General features: G+C 71.5%; 14 protein-coding genes. 8 read left to right on the forward strand and 6 right to left on the reverse strand.

Translation table 11 applies throughout. The features are described from left to right. The first annotated feature begins 69 nt into the window (after positions 1-69). On the forward strand, positions 70-1,668 hold the full coding sequence (locus CTE05_RS07130; protein WP_146845426.1) for a beta-1,3-glucanase family protein: 1,599 nt from the start codon (positions 70-72) through the stop codon (positions 1,666-1,668). Here the strand turns inward: CTE05_RS07130 and CTE05_RS07135 are convergent. Further along, positions 1,665-2,126 (reverse strand): tRNA (cytidine(34)-2'-O)-methyltransferase, encoded by a 462-nt coding sequence (locus tag CTE05_RS07135; RefSeq protein ID WP_146845427.1) that lies wholly within the window; start codon positions 2,124-2,126, stop codon positions 1,665-1,667. The two genes, CTE05_RS07130 and CTE05_RS07135, sit on opposite strands and share 4 nt — an antisense overlap. Positions 2,127-2,154: 28 nt before the next feature. Here CTE05_RS07135 and mgrA point away from each other — a divergent pair, with 28 nt between their 5' ends. Further along, positions 2,155-3,180 (forward strand): L-glyceraldehyde 3-phosphate reductase, encoded by a 1,026-nt coding sequence (mgrA, locus tag CTE05_RS07140; protein ID WP_146845428.1) that lies wholly within the window; start codon positions 2,155-2,157, stop codon positions 3,178-3,180. Between the two features lie 107 nt (positions 3,181-3,287). Here mgrA and CTE05_RS07145 read toward each other — a convergent pair whose 3' ends face one another. Then, a complete protein-coding gene (locus tag CTE05_RS07145; RefSeq protein WP_146845429.1) occupies positions 3,288-4,313 on the reverse strand; it encodes an acetylxylan esterase in 1,026 nt (341 codons plus the stop codon). 2 nt (positions 4,314-4,315) lie between these two features. Then, entirely contained in the window at positions 4,316-5,404 is a 1,089-nt protein-coding gene (locus CTE05_RS07150; protein ID WP_146845430.1) for a LacI family DNA-binding transcriptional regulator, read from the reverse strand. 250 nt (positions 5,405-5,654) lie between these two features. On the opposite strand from CTE05_RS07150, the gene CTE05_RS07155 reads away from it, so the two are divergent. The 6 genes from CTE05_RS07155 to CTE05_RS07180 all read left to right on the forward strand — a co-directional run bounded on the left by CTE05_RS07155 (position 5,655) and on the right by CTE05_RS07180 (position 13,911). Then, positions 5,655-7,961 (forward strand): beta-xylosidase/alpha-l-arabinosidase, encoded by a 2,307-nt coding sequence (locus CTE05_RS07155; RefSeq protein WP_146845431.1) that lies wholly within the window; start codon positions 5,655-5,657, stop codon positions 7,959-7,961. After that, positions 7,958-8,995: an ABC transporter permease gene (locus CTE05_RS07160; protein ID WP_246123393.1), complete on the forward strand. Its 1,038-nt coding sequence runs from the start codon at positions 7,958-7,960 to the stop codon at positions 8,993-8,995. Before CTE05_RS07155 ends, CTE05_RS07160 begins: the two co-directional genes overlap by 4 nt. Further along, positions 8,992-9,897: a carbohydrate ABC transporter permease gene (locus tag CTE05_RS07165; RefSeq protein ID WP_246123395.1), complete on the forward strand. Its 906-nt coding sequence runs from the start codon at positions 8,992-8,994 to the stop codon at positions 9,895-9,897. The genes CTE05_RS07160 and CTE05_RS07165 overlap by 4 nt, the downstream gene beginning before the upstream one ends. Before the next feature lie 33 nt (positions 9,898-9,930). Next, positions 9,931-11,598, forward strand: a complete 1,668-nt coding sequence (locus tag CTE05_RS07170; protein ID WP_146845433.1) for an ABC transporter substrate-binding protein — start codon at positions 9,931-9,933, stop codon at positions 11,596-11,598. A gap of 115 nt (positions 11,599-11,713) precedes the next feature. Continuing rightward, on the forward strand, positions 11,714-13,228 hold the full coding sequence (locus CTE05_RS07175) for a GH39 family glycosyl hydrolase (protein ID WP_146845434.1): 1,515 nt from the start codon (positions 11,714-11,716) through the stop codon (positions 13,226-13,228). 5 nt (positions 13,229-13,233) lie between these two features. Continuing rightward, positions 13,234-13,911 carry a DUF624 domain-containing protein gene (locus tag CTE05_RS07180; protein ID WP_186814768.1) on the forward strand — a complete coding sequence of 226 codons (678 nt, stop codon included), beginning with the start codon at positions 13,234-13,236 and terminating at the stop codon, positions 13,909-13,911. Here the strand turns inward: CTE05_RS07180 and CTE05_RS07185 are convergent. Genes CTE05_RS07185 through manD form a run of 3 tightly spaced genes read right to left on the reverse strand, consistent with a single transcriptional unit; the run spans position 13,901 to position 18,361 of the window. Further along, positions 13,901-14,899: an NADP-dependent oxidoreductase gene (locus CTE05_RS07185; protein WP_146845436.1), complete on the reverse strand. Its 999-nt coding sequence runs from the start codon at positions 14,897-14,899 to the stop codon at positions 13,901-13,903. The genes CTE05_RS07180 and CTE05_RS07185 overlap by 11 nt on opposite strands. Positions 14,900-14,918: 19 nt before the next feature. After that, positions 14,919-17,081 carry an alpha-glucuronidase gene (locus CTE05_RS07190; RefSeq protein WP_146845437.1) on the reverse strand — a complete coding sequence of 721 codons (2,163 nt, stop codon included), beginning with the start codon at positions 17,079-17,081 and terminating at the stop codon, positions 14,919-14,921. Then, a complete protein-coding gene (gene manD, locus CTE05_RS07195) occupies positions 17,078-18,361 on the reverse strand; it encodes a D-mannonate dehydratase ManD (RefSeq protein ID WP_246123397.1) in 1,284 nt (427 codons plus the stop codon). Before manD ends, CTE05_RS07190 begins: the two co-directional genes overlap by 4 nt. Positions 18,362-18,442: the final 81 nt, after the last annotated feature.

An 18,442-nucleotide genomic window follows, 5' to 3' on the forward strand; every position in this document is an offset into this window, starting at 1 on the left:
TCCTGCGACTGGTGTTGATACGTGTCAACACGGGTGGGGCAAGCCGGCAACTGAGTGAGGAGCGGGTCGATGACGACCAGCAGACGAGTGATCGGGGCGCTCAGTGCGCTCGCGGTCGCGGTGACGACGATGGTGGCGGCCGCCGCGGGAGCGCAGGCGGTGGGGCCTGACCGGCTCCCGCTGACCATCACGAACTCCAGCGGCCGCAGCGAGGCGGTCTACGTGTACGTGCTCGGGACCAACCTGAGCACGGGCCGGCTCGGCTACGTCAACGCGGCGGGCACGTTCACCGCATGGCCGGCCGGGTCGAACCCCCCGTCGGCCGCGCCCGACGTGGCGATCGCCGGCCCCGGCAACGGCGGCAGCACGACGGTCCAGGTGCCGCGCGGCATCTCCGGGCGCGTGTACTTCTCCCTCGGCCAGAAGCTGAAGTTCTTCCTCACGCCCGACGGGCTCGTGCAGCCGGCGCCGTGGGCGTCCGGTGACGCCAACCACCAGATCCTGTTCGACTGGAGCGAGTTCACCTACAACGACGCCGGGCTGTGGCTGAACAGCTCGCAGGTCGACATGTTCGCCGTCCCGCACACCGTGACGGTCACCGGTGCGCAGGGCACCCGTCGCACCGGCGACCTGGTCGCGAACGGCCGGGAGAACACGATCAACCAGATCGCGGCCCAGCCCGGCTGGGGCAACACCGTGGTGCGTCGCTCCGACGGCACGGTCCTGCGCGTGCTCGCCCCCGGCAAGGCGGCGGGTGCGGGCCTGTTCAGCACCACGTACCTCGACCCCTACATCGCGTCCGCGTGGAACGCGTACACGGGCAAGACCCTCACCGTGGTGCCGTTCGGCGACCAGCCGAACCTGAAGTACTTCGGCCGCACCTCGGGCACGACGATGCGGTTCACGAACGCCGCCGGTCAGCAGGTCGCGTCGTTCAACCGGCCCAGCAGCGCCGACGTGTGGGGCTGCGACGGTGCGCTGCACGCGCCGAACGACCAGGTCGTCGGCCCGATCGCCCGCACGCTGTGCGCCGCGCTCAACCGCGGCACGCTCGGCACGGTGGACACGCAGCCGAGCACCGACGCGTCGGCGTTCTACAAGAGCAACCCGACCAACCAGTACGCACGGATCGTGCACGCCAACATGGCCGACGGGAAGGCGTACGCGTTCGCGTTCGACGACGTCGGCGCGTTCGAGTCCCTGGTGCACGACGGCTCCCCGTCCGCGGCGGGCCTGATCATCCAGCCGTTCACCGGCGGCGGCACGACGAACCCGCCGCCCACCGGCACCGGCGTCGCGCTGGTGAACGCCAACGGCATGTGCCTGGACAACAGCGCGCAGAGCACGGCAAACGGCAACAAGATCCAGATCTGGGGCTGCAACGGCACGGTCGCCCAGAAGTGGACCTTCGTCGAGGCCGGCACGACGCTGCGCGTCCAGGGCAAGTGCCTCGACATCGCCGGCGGCGGCACGGCCAACGGGACGAAGGTGCAGCTCTACGACTGCAACGGCACGGGCGCGCAGGTGTGGATCCCGCGGAACGGCGGGTACTACAACCCGCAGTCCAACCGCTGCCTCGACAACCCCGGGCACTCCACGACGCCCGGCACGCAGGCGCACATCTGGGACTGCAACGGCGCCGACGCCCAGAGGTGGAGGCTCGGCTAGACGCCGCCCTCGAAGCCCAGCTGTCGCCACGCCTCGTACGTGGCGACAGCTGCGGCGTTCGAGAGGTTCATCGAGCGCCGGCCGGGGAGCATCGGGATCCGCACCTGCGCGGTGATGCGGGGGTGTGCGAGGACCTCCGCCGGCAGTCCCGTGGGCTCCGGGCCGAACAGCAGGATGTCGTCCGGGCGGTACGCCAGGTCGGTGTGGTGCTGGGTCGCGTGGGTCGTGAAGGCGTAGACCCGGCCGGCCTCCGCGGCGAGCAGGGCCTCCAGGTCCGGGTGCACCACCACGTGCGCGAGGTCGTGGTAGTCGAGCCCCGCCCGGCGCAGCTTGGCCTCCGACAGGTCGAACCCGAGCGGCTCCACCAGGTGCAGGGTCGAGCCGGTGCCGGCCGCCAACCGGATGGCGCTGCCGGTGTTGCCGGGGATGCGGGGCTCGAAGAACGCGACGTGCAGCACGCGCCGATCCTACGGATAGCGTGGAGACATGCCTTTTGCTGCCGACGGCACCCGCTACGACTCGATGACCTACCGCCGGACCGGCCGCAGCGGGCTGGACCTGCCCGCCCTGTCGCTCGGCCTGTGGCACAACTTCGGTGACACGACGCCGCTGGACACCCAGCGTGCGGTCCTGCGTCGCGCGTTCGACCTGGGCATCACGCACATCGACCTGGCGAACAACTACGGCCCGCCGTACGGCTCCGCGGAGGAGAACTTCGGCCGCATCCTCGCGTCCGACCTGCGCCCGTACCGCGACGAGCTGGTCATCTCGTCCAAGGCCGGGTACGACATGTGGCCCGGGCCGTACGGCGACGGCGGCTCGCGCAAGTACCTGCTGTCCTCGCTGGACCAGTCGCTGCGCCGCATCGGCGTGGACTACGTCGACATCTTCTACTCCCACCGCCCCGACCCGTCGGTGCCGGTCGAGGAGACGATGGGCGCCCTGCACACGGCCGTGACCAGCGGCAAGGCGCTCTACGCGGGCATCTCCAACTACTCCCCGGCGCAGACGCGGACCGCGCAGCAGGTGCTCGCCGACCTCGGCACCCCGTTGCTCATCCACCAGCCGAGCTACTCGATGTTCAACCGCCACATCGAGAACGTCGCCGACGACCAGACGGAGAGCCTGCTCGACGTCGTCGGTGACCTGGGGATCGGGACGATCGTGTTCTCCCCGCTCGCGCAGGGTCTGCTCACCGGGCGGTACCTGTCCGGCGACGTGCCCGCCGACTCGCGCGCCGCCGTCGGCCACTTCCTCAAGCCGTCGGCCCTGTCGGAGACGTACCTGTCCCGCGCACGTGCCCTGAACGAGATCGCGTCCGGCCGCGGGCAGTCGCTCGCGCAGCTGGCCCTGTCCTGGGTGCTGCGCGACGACCGCATCACGTCGGCGCTGGTCGGTGCGAGCTCGGTCGCGCAGCTGGAGGACAACGTCAAGGCCCTGAGCGCCCCGCCGCTCACAGCCGAGGAGATCGCCGCCATCGACCCGTACGCGGTCGACGGCACGGGCCGCTGAGCCTGAGTCCGCCCACCCCGGCTCGAGAACGGTAGTTCGCGACGAGCGCAGCAGTTCGAACTGCCGCGCTCGTCGCACACTGCCGTTCTCGCGGACGGGTTCGTGAGTCAGGCGCCGAGCCGGGTCGCCAGCCAGGTCAGCTGGCGGGCGGTGTGGTGGGCCTCGCCGCCCTCGTGGTGGTTGTACGGGTAGACCGCGATCTCCCGCTTCGCCGCGTAGGCGTTGTGGGCGGCGAAGACTGTCGACGGCGGGCAGACCGTGTCGCGCAGGCCCGTCGCGAAGAGTGCCGGGGCAGTCGCGCGGCGGGCGTGGTGGACGCCGTCGACGTACGACAGGGTCCGGAGCACCTGGTCGGCCGCGCCGCGGTGAACGGCGAGGTACCGGACGACCTCGCCGTACGGGTCGGCGTCGGTGATCGCCAGGGCCCGCGGGACGTCGCACAGGAACGGTGCGCTGACCATGACTGCGGCCAGGTCGGGCACCAGGCCGGCGACCGCGAGGGCGATCCCGCCGCCCTGGCTGTTCCCGACGACGGCCACACCTGGCGCAGACGACTCGGACGGGCGGCCCGGACCCGCTGACGGGCGCGCCACGGGGCTGGTCGCCGCCGACGCCAGGGCACGCACGGCGTCGACGGCGCGGACGGCGTCGGTGAAGACGCGGCGGTAGTAGTACGTGGCGGGGTCGAGGATGCCGCGCGTGACGAAGCCCGGGGCGGCCGGTCCGGACCCGACGGGGTCCGGGGTGACGCCGCCGGAGCCGTACTGGCCGCCCTGGCCGCGGGTGTCCATCAACAGGTGCGCGTACCCGGCGGCGGCCCAGGTCAGCCGCTCCTGCGGCAGCCCGCGACCACGCCCGTAGCCGAGGTACTCGACGACGGCCGGCAGGTCCGCGGCCACGCCGGCGGGCCGGGTGTACCAGGCGCGCACCGGCTGCCCGTCGAACCCGGCGAACGTCACGTCCCACGTGTCGACGAGCGTCAGCCCGGTCGCCACGGGCACCACGTCGACCAGCACGTCGTGGCCGCGGGCGGTGCCGACCGAGGACGCCCAGAACTCGTCGAAGTCGGGGGGCGCCGGGACGTCGGAGCGGTAGCGCTCGAGCTGGTCGAGCGGGAGGTCGAACAGGGCCACGGTCAGGACACCGTCGGCGGGGGTGCGGTGCTCTCGCGGATCACCAGCTCGGTGCCCAGCTCGATGCGCGGGTTGGTGGGTGCCTCGCCGCGGGCCATGCCGAGCACCATCCGGGTGGCGGTCGCGGCCATCTCGTAGAGCGGCTGATGGATGGTGGTGAGCGGGGGGCCGATCCACTCGGTGACGGGCAGGTCGTCGTAGCCGACGACGGACAGGTCCTGCGGCACCCGCAGACCGAGCTCTCGGGCGGCGCGGAGCACGCCGAGGGCCTGGAAGTCGGAGCCGGCGAAGATCGCGGTCGGCCGGTCGGGCCGGTCGAGCAGGTCCATGCCGTGCGTGTAGCCGCCGCCGACGAAGAAGTCGCCGTACCGGACCAGACCCGGGTCGACGGCGACGCCGGCCTCGTCGAGCGCGGTGCGGTACCCGTCGATGCGGGCACGGCTGCAGAGCACGTCGACCGGGCCGGAGACGACGGCGATCTTGCGGTGACCGAGTCCGAGCAGGTGTCGCGTGGCCGCCAGGCCACCCGCCCAGTTGGCGGAGCCCACGGTCGGGACGCCCGCGGGCTGCTCGCCGGCGGTGTCGACGACGACGAACGGGATCGACCGGGTCTCCAGCTGGCGGCGCTGCGCGGGGTCGAGGTCGGACAGGACGAGGATGACGCCGCGCGGGCGCCGGGCGAGCACGTCGTCCAGCCACTCCTGGCGGGGCCGGTGCGCACCGCCCAGCTCGGAGAGCACGACCCCCAGCCGCTCGGGCCCGGCGACGGACTCGACGCCCTTGATGATCTGCACGGACCAGCCCGCGTCGAGCTCGTGGAAGACGAGGTCGAGGAGGCCCGGCCCGGTCTGGGCGCGGCCCCGGCGGCGGCGGTACTGGTGGCGGTCGATGACCTCCTCGACGCGCGCCCGGGTGACCGCGGCGACGTCCGTGCGGCCGTTGAGCACCTTGGAGACCGTCGGGATGGAGACGCCGGCCTCTTCGGCGATCAGGGCGATGGTCGCTGCGCTCCCGGTGCTCCCGGGGACCCCGGCGCCGGCCAGGTCCTCGTCGGTAACGGCGGCACCGTCGTCGGCGCTGGTGGTCGTCATGGTGGGGCGTCCCGGTCTGCTCGTCGCAACTATCGGGCCGAACGTAGCACCCACCTGCGGCGCGGCCCAGCACCGTCCGCGGATCTCATCCGCTCCCCGACAGTGCTCCGAATGAGAAACGTTTGCCAAAGTTCCCGTCCTGATTGCCAGGCGCCACCGAGGCGCCTAGCGTCCGTCAGCGGCAGATATCGACACCGCGGTCGATACTTTCGGCGCTCACAGGGCTGTGAGACGGGAGGTGGCAGGTCACATGACAGGACAGGAACACCGGCACGAGGCCCGGGTCGACGACCTGGTCGCCCGGATGACCCTCGACGAGAAGCTCTCACAGCTGGTCGGCCTCTGGGTCGGGGCCGACGCGGGCGGCGCCGGCGTCGCCCCGCACCAGTCCGAGATGACCGACGACGGCCTGCGCTGGGCCGACGTCATCCGCGACGGGCTCGGCCAGCTGACCCGTCCGTACGGATCCGCACCGGTCGCCCCGGCCGCGGGCGCCCGGTCCCTCGCGGCGTCGCAGGCCGAGGTCGTCGGCGCGAACCGCTGGGGCATCCCCGCGCTCGTGCACGAGGAGTGCCTCGCGGGGTTCGCCGCCTGGGGCGCGACCGCCTACCCGGTCCCGCTGTCCTGGGGCGCGAGCTTCGACCCCGAGCTGGTCGAGGAGATGGCAGCCCGGATCGGGACGTCGATGCACGCCGCGGGCGTGCACCAGGGGCTCGCGCCCGTGCTCGACGTGACGCGGGACTACCGCTGGGGCCGGACCGAGGAGACCATCGGCGAGGACCCCTACCTCGTCGGCACCGTCGGCACCGCCTACGTCCGCGGGCTCCAGGGAGCGGGCGTCGTCGCGACGCTGAAGCACTTCGCCGGCTACTCGGTCAGCCGCGCGGGACGCAACCTCGCACCCGTCTCGATCGGTCCGCGTGAGCTCGCCGACGTCGTCCTGCCCCCGTTCGAGATGGCGGTCCGCGAGGGCGGCGCGCAGTCCGTCATGCACTCCTACGCCGAGCTCGACGGCGTCCCGTCGGCGGCGGACAGCACCCTGCTCACCACGATCCTGCGCGACCGGTGGGGGTTCACCGGGACGGTCGTCGCGGACTACTTCGGCATCCGGTTCCTGCAGACGCTGCACGGCGTCGCGGGCTCCGAGGGGGAGGCGGCCGGGCTGGCGCTCGCGGCCGGGGTCGACGTCGAGCTGCCCAGCGTGCACTGCTACGGCGAGCCGCTGCGGGAAGCCCTGGCCCGCGGCGAGGTGGACGAGGGTCTGGTGGACCGGGCCCTGCGCCGGGTGCTGACGCAGAAGGCCGAGCTCGGCCTGCTGGACGCCGACTGGTCGCCCGTCGCCGACCCGGACCTCGACCTGGACGACGAGGGCAGCCGCGACGTCGCGCTCCGGCTGGCCCGCGAGGCGATCGTCCTGCTGACCAACCGGGACCGGACCCTCCCGCTACGGCCCGGCGCGCGGGTCGCGCTCGTCGGCCCCCTCGCGGACGACCCGATGGCGATGCTCGGCTGCTACTCGTTCCCCGCGCACGTCGGCGTGCACCACCCGGAGCACGGGCTCGGCATCGAGATCCCGACGCTCCTGGACGCGCTGCGCAGCACGCACCCGACGGTCACCCACACCCGCGGGTGCGACGTCACCGACCCCGACCGCACGGGGTTCGACGCCGCCGTCGCGGCCGCGCGGGACGCGGACGTGTGCGTCGTCGCGGTCGGCGACCGGGCCGGGCTGTTCGGCCGCGGCACGTCCGGCGAGGGGTGCGACGCCACCGACCTGCACCTGCCGGGCGTCCAGGCCGACCTGGTCCGGGCGGTGCTCGGCGCGGGGACGCCGGTCGTGCTGGTGCTGCTCACCGGGCGCCCCTACGCGCTCGGGTCGCTGGCCGACGACGCGGCGGCCGTCGTGCAGGCGTTCTTCCCCGGCCAGCTCGGCGGGCAGGCGCTCGCGGACGTGCTCACGGGTGCGGTGTCGCCGTCGGGCCGCCTGCCGGTCAGCCTCCCCGCCGACGCCTCCGGGCAGCCCGGCACCTACCTGTCCGCGCCGCTGGGCCGACGCACGAGTGTCTCGTCGGTGGACCCGACGGCCGCGTTCCCGTTCGGCCACGGCCTGTCGTACACGTCGTTCTCCTGGTCCGCCCGCGCCACCAGCGAGGAGTGGGCGGTCGACGGGGACGCCGAGGTCGAGGTGCTCGTCACCAACACGGGGGACCGCGCGGGCGCGGACGTCGTGCAGCTCTACCTGCACGACCCGGTGGCGCAGGTGACGCGGCCCGTCGTGCGGCTCGTCGGGTACGCCCGCGTGGAGCTCGCCCCCGCGGAGTCGGCGCTCGTCACGTTCGTCGTGCCGGCCGACGTCACCGCCTTCACGGGCAGGTTCGGCGCGCGCGTCGTCGAGCCGGGGGACGTCGAGCTGCGGGTCGCGCGGTCCAGCGCCGACGACAGCGACGCGCTCGCCCTGCGTCTCGTCGGCGACCTGCGGACCGTCGACCACACGCGACGGCTGACCACCGCGGTGTCCGTCGTGCCGCTGCACGCGCTGGAGGTGACCCGCGCATGAGCCTCAAGGAACCCGCGTTGGCCGAGCCGCTGGCGCCGATCGCGCCGGCCCTGGACCCGAAGCGCGGGAAGTCGCGCAACCCGCGCAAGGAGACCTGGGTCGCGCACGACGGCTCGGTCATCCCCGCCGCGCACCAGACCTGGCGGACGGCGCTGCGCAAGGACTGGCGGCTGTACTCGTTCCTGGTGCTGCCCCTGATCTTCCTGCTCGTCTTCCGGTACGTGCCGATCCTCGGGAACGTCGTCGCGTTCCGCCGGTTCCGCCCCGGCGGGAGCATGTTCGGCGACGAGTGGGTCGGCCTCTACTACGTCCGGATGTTCATCAACGACCAGCAGTTCTGGCACGCGTTCACCAACACGGTGATCCTCGGGTTCCTCACGCTGCTGGTGGTGTTCCCGCTGCCGATCGTCCTGGCCCTGATGCTCAACGAGGTCCGGTCGCGCCGGTTCAAGCGCAGCATCCAGACGATCTCCTACCTCCCGCACTTCATGTCCGTCGTCATCGTCGCGGGCATCGTCTTCCAGCTCACCAGCGTCAACGGCACGGTCAACCAGATCATCGAGGCGGCCGGCGGGCAGGCGATCACGTTCATGCAGGAGCCGTCGTGGTTCCGCACGATCTACCTGACGTCGGAGGTCTGGCAGACGGTCGGCTGGGGCACGATCCTCTACCTCGCGGCGCTCACGACGATCGACGAGCAGCTGTACGAGGCGGCCCGGATCGACGGCGCGAACCGGTGGAAGCAGACGTGGCACATCACCCTGCCGGGGATCCGCCCGACCATGATCGTGCTGCTCATCCTCAACGTCGGGACGTTCATGGCGGTGGGCTTCGAGAAGATCCTGCTGCTGTCCAACCCGCTGATCTACTCGACGGCCGACGTCATCTCCACGTACCTGTACCGCGTCGGGATCGTGTCCAACTCGATCAGCTACGCCACGGCGATCGGCCTGTTCGAGGCCATCATCGGCGTGACGCTGATCCTGTCGGCCAACGCGATCTCCCGGAAGACCGTGGGGGCGAGCCTGTGGTGACCGACATCGCCCTCCCGAGGAGCACCGGCGTCAAGGACAGCCGCGGCTACCGCACCTTCCGCTGGGTCAACGCGGCGGTCCTCATCATCGTGGCCGCCCTCGTCCTGTACCCGTTCGTCAACATCGTCGCCCAGGCGTTCAGCTCGGAGGGCTACATCAACTCGGGACAGGTCAACCTGGTCCCGCGCGGGTTCAACCTCACCACGTTCCAGGTGGTGCTCGGGGACTCGATGTTCTGGCGCAACTACCGCAACACCGTCGAGTACACGGTGGTCGCCACCGCCATCGCGATGGCCCTCACCACCACGTACGCGTACGCCCTGTCCAAGCACCACCTCAAGGGGCGCAAGTTCTTCATCGGCGTCGCCGTCGCCACCATGTTCTTCAACGGCGGGCTCATCCCGAACTACATCCTCATCAGCCAGCTCGGCTTCCGGAACACCCTGTGGGCGATCGTCCTGCCCAACGCCATCAGCATCTTCAACCTGCTGGTGATGAAGTCGTTCTTCGAGAACTTCCCGAGCGAGCTCGAGGAGGCCGCCTCGATCGACGGCATGAGCACCTACGGCGTCTTCTTCAAGGTGGTGCTCCCGCTGAGCAAGGCCGTGGTGGCGACGATGCTGCTGTTCTACGCGGTCTCGTTCTGGAACGGCTGGTTCGGCGCGTTCCTCTACATGGACGACCCGAACCTCTACCCGGTGACCGTGTACCTGCGCAACCTCATGGCGGGCGTCACGGGCGGCACCTCGATCCAGGGCGGCGGCACGGACAACCTCACCCAGATCGGCGCCAACGTGCAGTCCGTGACCATGCTCCTCACGGTCCTGCCCATCATCTGCCTCTACCCGTTCCTCCAGAGGTACTTCGTGTCGGGCGTGATGCTCGGCGCGGTCAAGCAGTAAGCCCACACCCCCTACTTCTCAACGAGGAGAATCATGCGTTCAACCAGGAAGCGCGTCGGGGCGGCTGCGTCGGTCGCGGTGCTCGCGCTCACGCTCACCGCGGCGTGCTCGTCGGGCGGCGACCCGGCCGACGAGCCGTCGGCCAGCAGCAGCGGCATCCCCGACGCTCAGCGCGTCGGCGCCATGGAGGACTTCGCGGTCGGCACCGAGTTCGTCGCGACGGAGCCCGTCACGCTCGGCGTGCTCTACCGCGACCACCCGAACTACCCGCTGAACGAGGACTGGCTGTTCTTCTCCCACCTGGAGGAGAACAACTTGGTCAGCTTCGACCTGACGAGCGCGCCGCTGTCGGACTGGGACGCCAAGAAGTCGCTGATCATCAGCGCCGGTGACGCGCCCGACCTGATCCCCGTGACGTACCCGGGTCAGGAGACGCAGTTCGTGTCCGGCGGTGCGCTGCTGCCGATCAGCGACTACGTGCAGTACATGCCGAACTTCCAGCAGCGGATCGAGGACTGGGACCTCCAGCCGTACATCGACAACCTCAAGCAGGCCGACGGCAAGTACTACATGCTCCCGGGCCTGTACGAGTCGCCGCAGCCGCAGTACTCCATCGCGATCCGCCAGGACGTGTGGGAGAACGCGGGGATCACCGAGGACCCGCAGACGTGGGACGACCTGCGGGACGACCTCGAGACGATCAAGGCCGCGAACCCGGGCGTCTGGCCGATGTCCGACCGCTGGTCCACGACGAACAACAGCCCGCTCGGCGCGACCCTGAACCTGGCGGCGCCGAACTTCGGCACGGTCGCCGGCTGGGGCTTCGGCAACGGCCTCGTGTACGACGAGGACTCCGCGACGTTCTCCTACGCGGCGTCGTCCGACGGCTACAAGGAGCTCGTCTCGTACTTCGCCTCGCTCGTCGAGGACGGCCTGCTCGACCCGGAGTCGGTCACCCAGGACGACGACACCGCGAAGCAGAAGTTCGGCAGCGGCCAGTCCCTGGCGATCTCGGGCAACACCCAGGAGATCACCAGCTACGCGAAGACCTTCACCGACGCGGGCAACACCGACGCGCAGGTCCACCTGATCCGCGTGCCCGAGGGCCCTGCGGGAGACAACGTCGCGTCGGGCAGCCGGGTCGCGTCGGGCTTCATGATCTCGTCGGAGGCGGCGGAGAAGCCGCACTTCCTCGCCCTCCTGCAGTTCGTCGACTGGCTGTACTACTCCGACGGCGGTCTCGAGTACGCCAAGTACGGCGTCGAGGGCACCACGTTCACCAAGGACGGCGAGACCCGCACCCTGGCGGCCGACGTCGACTGGAACGGCGTCAACCCCGCCGGCACCAAGAAGCTCAACGCCGACCTCGGGTTCAGCAACGGCGTGTGGATGCTGGCCAACGGCACGACGGACGACCTGATCCGCGGTCTGAACACCGCGGCGACGAACGAGTTCATCGACGCCATGGCGGACAAGACCGAGCTGCCGCTGGTCCCGTCCGCGCCCCTGGACGAGATGCAGCAGGAGCAGATCACGCTCTGGCAGGCCGCGCTCAACGACTCGGTCACGCAGAACACGGCCGCGTTCATCCTCGGTCAGCGCCCGCTGTCCGAGTGGGACGACTGGCTGACCGAGCTCAAGGGGCTCAACGTCGACCAGTACGTCGACACGTTCAACCAGGCGCTCGCCGCCAAGGGCTGAGCACACCGGTCGGCCCCGCGTGCTGCGCGGGGCCGGCCCCGACCATCTGACCGGCCGCGTCGTCGCCGTCGGTGACACCCTGACCCCGTCCCCCAACGGAGGTGCTCGTCCTCTCATGAACCGTCTCGTCGTCCCGTCCCAGCCCACCGGCCGCCTCTCGGACGCGTGGCGCGAGTGCGTCGGCACCGGCCGCCTCAACCTCGCCCTGCGCGCCGACTACCAGGAGTCCGCCGCGCTCGTGCAGCGCGAGATCGGCTTCCGGTACATCCGCGGCCACGGCCTGCTCTCCGACGACATGGGTGTCCTGCGCCAGTCGGAGGGCGTGACCCGGTACTCGTTCACCTACGTGGACCAGGTGGTCGACTCGTACCTGCGGATCGGGCTGAAGCCGTTCCTGGAGCTGGGCTTCATGCCCTCGGCGCTCGCGTCGGGGGACCAGACGGTGTTCTGGTGGAAGGGCAACGTGACGCCACCGCGCTCGCACGACGACTGGGCCGCGCTGGTCCGTGCGGTGCTGCGGCACCTGATCGACCGCTACGGCCTGGACGAGGTGCGCACCTGGCCGATCGAGGTGTGGAACGAGCCGAACCTGACGGTCTTCTGGCAGGGCGCCGACAAGGCCGCGTACTTCCGGCTCTACGAGGCGACCGCCCGGGCCGTCAAGGACGTCGACGCGTCCCTGCAGGTCGGTGGCCCGGTCCTGTCGCCCGGGTCCGACGAGTGGTGGGCACCGTTCGCCGACTTCGTCGCGGCGCGGGACGTGCCCATCGACTTCGTGAGCCGCCACGCGTACTCGTCCGGACCCGTCCAGCAGGTGCCGTTCGGCGTCTACCAGACGTTCGAGCCGCCGCAGGACCTGCTCGACCAGTTCGACGCCCCCCGCCGCTACCTCGAGGGCACTGCGCTCGCGGGCCTGCCGGTCCACATCAGCGAGTTCAACACCTCCTACCGGCCGGACAACCCGGTCCACGACACCGCCTGGAACGCCACCTACCTGGCGCCCGTGCTGGCCGGCGGCGGGGACCTGGTCGACTCGTTCTCGTACTGGACGTTCTGCGACGTGTTCGAGGAGGCGGACATCCCGACGTCGCTGTTCCACGGCGGCTTCGGGCTGCTGACCCACCGCCAGGTGCGCAAGCCGACCTACCACCTGTACGCGTTCATGGCCCGGCTCGGCGGGTCCGTCCTCGCCCGCGGCGTGGACCACCTCGTGTGCCGCGACGACGACGGGCGCGTGACCGTGCTCGCGTGGCAGCCGGTGGGGGGCTCCGACGACGGTCCCTACGGTTCGGCGCCGGCGACGCACGAGCTCCGGCTGCGGGTGCCGGTGGCCACGTCGAGCACCGCGGTCGTCCGGCGCTCCGTCAACGAGACCGAGGGCAACGCCTGGACCGCCTGGCGTGAGCTCGGCCGGCCGCGGAACCCGTCCGAGCGGACCCTCGACCTGCTCCGCGACGCCTCCGTGCCCGTCGTCCGGCACTCCTCCCTGTCGGCGACCGACGGCCACGTGGACCTCGACCTCGTGCTCGGGCGGCACGAGGTGACCCTGGTCGAGCTGCTCCCGGTGACCCCCGACGAGCACCCCGGACTGGACGACCGGCGGATCCTCGGCCAGGACGTGGTGGGATGACGGCCATGGCGACGAAGCCCGACGACGAGCTCGGCACCGGCGCGCTCTCGCGCTGGTCGGCGGTCGTCTACTGGTTCCTCGTGGTCGAGGGGATGATCCTGCTGACCTCTGCGCCCGGGCTGGTGCTGCTGACGCTGCTCGACCGGGACGTCAGCAACGTCCCGCTCGTCGCGCTCGCGTGCGTGCCGTTCGGTCCGTCGGTGGCCGCGGCGCTGTTCGCGTGGCGGGTGTTCGCCCGGGACCGTGACCTGTCCCCGGCGCGGCACTTCTGGCGCGGCTACCGGCTCGACGTCCTCGACGTCCTGCGCTGGTGGGTCCCGACCCTGGCGGTCCTCGCGATCATCGCCGTCAACCTCACGCACCTGGGCGCGACGGGCCTGCCGCCCGTCCTCGGCGTCGCGCTCGGGGCGGTCGCGCTGCTCGTCGTGCTGTGGTCCGGGCACGCTCTGGTGCTCAGTGCGCTGTTCTCGTTCCGCACCCGCGACGTGGCCCGCCTGGGCGCGTACTTCGTGGCGGGCAAGCCCCTGGTCACGCTCGGGTTCGTGTCGGTCCTCGTGCTCACCGCGGCGCTGACCTACGCGTCGGACTGGCTCCTGGTCCTGCTCGCCGCGCCGCTGACCTACCTGTACGCGCGGACGGCCGCGCCGATGGTCGCGGCGGCCGAGGCCCAGTTCACAGCCTGACCACCGTCTTGCCGGTCGTCTCGCCGCGCATCATCGCCAGGAACGCGTCGACCGCGTGGTCCAGGCCGTCGATGACCGTCTCGTCGTACGCGATCCGGCCGGCGGCGAACCAACCCCGCATGTCCGCGAGGAACGCCGGGTAGTGCTGCAGGTGGTACGGGACGGTGAACCCGCGCAGGGTGAGGCCCTGCTGGATGATCCGCGCCAGGTTCCGCGGTCCCGGCTGCGGGTGCTCGTCGTTGTACCCGGAGATCGCGCCGCACAGCGCGACCCGCCCGTCGCGCCGCAGGGCGCCGAGGGCCGCCTCCAGGTGCGCGCCGCCGACGTTGTCGAAGTACACGTCGATCCCGTCCGGCGCGGCCGCGCGCAGCTGGCGGTACAGGTGACCGTCCTTGTAGTCGAAGGCCGCGTCGAACCCGTACCGCTCCTGCACGAGCGCCACCTTCTCGGGCGACCCGGCCGAACCCACCACCCGCGACGCGCCCTTGAGCTTCGCGACCTGCCCGACCACCGACCCGACCGCGCCCGCCGCGCCGGAGACGAAGACGACCTCGCCGGGCTGCATCGACGCGATCTGGAGGAGCCCGAGGTGCGCGGTGAACCCCGTCAGGCCGAGCACCCCGAGGTACGCCGACAGCGGGACACCGTCGTCGACCACGCGGAACTGGCCGGCGTCACCCTGCGCGACGTCGCGCCAGCCCAGGTCGTGGCTCACCGCAGCGCCGACGGGCACGTCCGCCGAGGTCGACGCCACCACCCGGCCGACCGCGCCGCCGGTCATCGTGGCGTCCAGCGCGAACGGCGGGACGTACGACTCGGCGTCGTTCATGCGGCCGCGCATGTACGGGTCGACCGAGAGGAACGCGTTGGCGACGCGCACCTGGTCCCCGTCCAGCTCGGGCAGGTCGACCGTGACGGTGCGGAAGTCCTCGGGCACCGGCCACCCTTGCGGCCGTCGGACGAGCTGGACCTGGGTGCTGGTGGTCATGCGTCGATGATGGTGCAGGTCAGTAGATCGTGCGCCCCGTCGCGTCCGGGACGCCCGACCGGCGGAAGAACGCCGACCGCAGCTGGTCGCGCCACTCGCGGGCGCTGCGCTCCTGCTCGGCGAGCCGCTCGGTCACGCGGTCGAAGACGGCCTCCGGGACACGACCGTCCAGGGACGCCCACGCGGCAGCCATCCGCACCACGTCGTCGTACCCGTCCGCGTGCGTGTCGTAGACGTGCTGGATGACGGTCGACCCGCTGTGCAGCACGTGCGTCCACGGGACGTGGTGGAAGAACAGCAGCAGCTCGTCGGGGCAGGTCTCGACCGACTCGTAGACGTCCCGCCAGGGCGGGGGGTACTGACCGGTGAACCCGGTGCCCGTCGCGCGCGTGCGGTCGACGCCGATGCCGTCGCGGTCGGCGAAGTGGTACGTGCCCCACGCGGTGTACTCGTAGCCGTCCACGTCGGGGCCGTAGTGATGACCTGGGCGCACCATGAACCCGACGCCGAGCGGGGCCGTGTACTTCTCGTAGGTGCGCCAGGAGTCGTCGAGCACGGCGTGCACCGCGGACCGCACGGTCGGGTCGTCGCCGAACGTGAGCCCGATCCATTCGTCGAGGACCGCGAGCGGGTCCTCCTCGCCCCACGCGAGCCGCGCGAACGCGTAGAGGTTCGCCTGCGCGAGGGGGTGGCCGGTCCAGAACTCGTCGTCGCCGACGTTGGAGACCGCGACGATCCCCCCGGACGGCGGCACGGGGTCGTCCCTGTGGTGGACCGTTCCCGCGCGCAGTCCGGCCGCGACGTACCCCACCGAGCGCCCGTCGGCAGCGATCGGGAACCGCAGGATCTCGTCCCACTGCGGCGCGAGGTAGACGGCGTGCTGCTGCTGCCCCGTGTACTCCTGCGTCACCTGGAGCTCGACGGCCAGCCGCGTCCGGGGCATCGCGGCGATGACGGGGGAGACGGGCTCGCGCGTCTGGAAGTCCATCGGTCCGTACTTGACCTGGAGGACGACGTTGTCGTCGAACCGGCCGTCCAGGGGCGTGAAGTGGTCGTACGCGGCCCTCGCGCGATCGGTGCTGCGGTCGCGCCAGTCCTGGTGGTGGTCGTAGACGAAGGCCCGCCAGAAGACGGTGCCGCCGAACGGTGCCAGCGCCCGGGCCAGGACGTTCGCCCCGTCGGCGTGGTCCCGGCCGTACGCGAACGGTCCCGGCTGGCCCTCGGAGTCCGCCTTGACGACGAACCCGCCGAAGTCCGGGATCGACTCGTAGACGCGTGCGGCCGCGTCGGCCCACCACCGCTGCACGTCGGGGTCGAGCGGGTCGGCCGTCGTCAGTCCACCGAGTGACAGCGGTGCCGCGAAGCTGACCGACAGGTACACGCGGATCCCGTGCGGCCGGAACACGTCCGCGAGCCGGGCGACGTCGGCGACGTGGTCCGTGAGCAGCGTGGCCTCGGCGGCGTGCACGTTGACGTTGTTCAGCCCGACGGCGTTGATCCCGACCGACCCGAGCAGCCGCGCGTACTGCCCGACCCGCGCCAGGTCGTCGCGCACCCGCCCCTCGGACCAGAAGATCGAGCCGCCCGCGTACCCGCGCTCGACCTGGCCCATGACCGGATGGACGACGGTGTTGTCCCAGTGGTCGAGCATCCGGATCCTGTTCAGGGGCCCGTCCCAGTGCAGCTCACCCTCGGGGGCCGTGAACGCGGACTCCCCACGGCGTACCAGGGAGTGCATCCCGGAGAGCAGCCCGGCGGCCCCGTCGGCCATCACGACGGTGGTACCGCCGACCCGGATCGCCTGGAACGCACCCGGGCCTGTCGTCGTCCACCGGAGGATCGTGAAGCGCTCGCCGAGCACCGAAGCGATCGCGGGAAGGTACGGATCGTGCCGTTCCGGGGTGCCGGGACGGGGCACCAGCCGCGTGGCGAGGCTGCCGGCCACCGCCACGCTGGGCCCGATCGCGAGCACCACGTCCTGCGACTGCGCGACCTCGGCCGTCACGGACTGTGCTCGGGTCGTCGTCAGGCTGCCACCGAACCGTCGCGTGGCGGCGGCGACCTCGGCGATCACCGTCTCGGCGACCGGGCCGTCGTCCGGTCCGACCGCGACCAGCACGCGCCGCGACCCGAGCGCCCGGAACGCCTCGTCGGGCAGCCACAGGGGGTGCACGCCGGTCACCAGTCGTGCACCGTGCCGTCCTTGAGCCGGTTGAACGGCAGGTACGCCTGCGCGTACGGGTACCGCGCGGCGGCCTCGTCGTCGTAGGTGACGCCGAGCCCGTTCTCGGAACCGGGGTGGAGGTAGCCGTCCTCGAACGTGAACGTCTGCCGGAACACCTCGTTCGTCCGGGCGCCGTGCTGCATGTACTCCTGGATGCCGAAGTTGTGGATCGCCAGGTCCAGGTGCAGCGCGGCGGCCATGCCGACGGGGGAGATGTCGGTCGGTCCGTGGATGCCGGACTTGATCTGGTACTGCGCGGCGAAGTCGAGGATCCTGCGCAGCGCGCTGATGCCGCCCGTGTGCGTCACGGCGGACCGCACGTAGTCGACGAGCTGCTCGCGGACCAGCGTCTGGTAGTCCCACACCGTGTTGAACACCTCGCCGATGGCCAGCGGTGTGGTGGTGTGCTGCCGGACCAGGCGCAGCGCCTCCTGGTTCTCCGCGGGCGTGCAGTCCTCCAGCCAGAACAGGTCGTAGGGTTCGAGGTCCTTGCCCAGGCGTGCGGCCTGGATCGGGGTCATCCGGTGATGGCCGTCGTGCAGCAGCGGGACCTCGGGCCCGAACTCGCTGCGGACCGCCTCGAACACGGTCGGGATGTGCCGCAGGTACGCGCGGGTGTCCCAGTCCTCCTCGGCCGGCAGGGGAGCGCGCTGCGCGGGCTCGTAGTCGTAGCGGCCCGACGACGACGGCTGTGCGGCCACCCCGTAGACGGCGTCGATGCCCGGCACGGACGTCTGGACCCGGATCGAGCGGAAGCCCTGCTCCTGGTGGTCCCGGATGGAGTCGAACAGCTCGGGCAGGTCCCGCCCGCTCGCGTGCCCGTAGGCCATGATCCCGGTCCGGCTGGCGCCGCCGAGCAGCTGGTACAGCGGCATCCCGGCGACCTTCGCCTTGATGTCCCACAGCGCGACGTCGACGGCAGCGATCGCGGCCATGGTCACGGGGCCACGCCGCCAGTACGCCGACCGGTAGAGGAACTGCCACGTGTCCTCGATGCGGTGCGCGTCCCTTCCGAGCAGCAGCGGCACCACGTGGTCGGACAGGTACGACGCCACCGACAGCTCGCGACCGTTCAGCGTCGCGTCCCCCAGGCCGACGACCCCGTCCTCGGTGGTGAGCCTCAGCGTCACGAAGTTGCGGTCCGGGCTGGTGACGAGGACCTCCGCCGACCGGATCGCGGAGCCGTGCCCGGTCGGCGCCAGGTCGCCCGGCGCGGTGTCGGGGTGGTGCGTCGGCATGCCTGCTCCGTCCCGCCGACGACCTCGTCGGCGCTGCTCTGGTCCCTGGCGCAGCTCTGCGCGCGGGTCCACCGTAGGCGC

The sequence above is a fragment of the Cellulomonas terrae genome, assembly GCF_007990265.1.
Lineage (GTDB): Bacteria > Actinomycetota > Actinomycetes > Actinomycetales > Cellulomonadaceae > Cellulomonas > Cellulomonas terrae.

Bases quoted from the DNA above. Each gene is read 5' to 3' on its own strand.
- CTE05_RS07130 (WP_146845426.1), top strand. From the start codon at position 70: ATGACGACCAGCAGACGAGTGATCGGGGCGCTCAGTGCGCTCGCGGTC.
- CTE05_RS07180 (WP_186814768.1), top strand. From the start codon at position 13,234: ATGGCGACGAAGCCCGACGACGAGCTCGGCACCGGCGCGCTCTCGCGC.
- CTE05_RS07155 (WP_146845431.1), top strand. From the start codon at position 5,655: ATGACAGGACAGGAACACCGGCACGAGGCCCGGGTCGACGACCTGGTC.
- CTE05_RS07160 (WP_246123393.1), top strand. From the start codon at position 7,958: ATGAGCCTCAAGGAACCCGCGTTGGCCGAGCCGCTGGCGCCGATCGCG.
- CTE05_RS07150 (WP_146845430.1), bottom strand. From the start codon at position 5,404: ATGACGACCACCAGCGCCGACGACGGTGCCGCCGTTACCGACGAGGAC.
- mgrA (WP_146845428.1), top strand. From the start codon at position 2,155: ATGCCTTTTGCTGCCGACGGCACCCGCTACGACTCGATGACCTACCGC.
- CTE05_RS07170 (WP_146845433.1), top strand. From the start codon at position 9,931: ATGCGTTCAACCAGGAAGCGCGTCGGGGCGGCTGCGTCGGTCGCGGTG.
- CTE05_RS07175 (WP_146845434.1), top strand. From the start codon at position 11,714: ATGAACCGTCTCGTCGTCCCGTCCCAGCCCACCGGCCGCCTCTCGGAC.
- manD (WP_246123397.1), bottom strand. From the start codon at position 18,361: ATGCCGACGCACCACCCCGACACCGCGCCGGGCGACCTGGCGCCGACC.
- CTE05_RS07185 (WP_146845436.1), bottom strand. From the start codon at position 14,899: ATGACCACCAGCACCCAGGTCCAGCTCGTCCGACGGCCGCAAGGGTGG.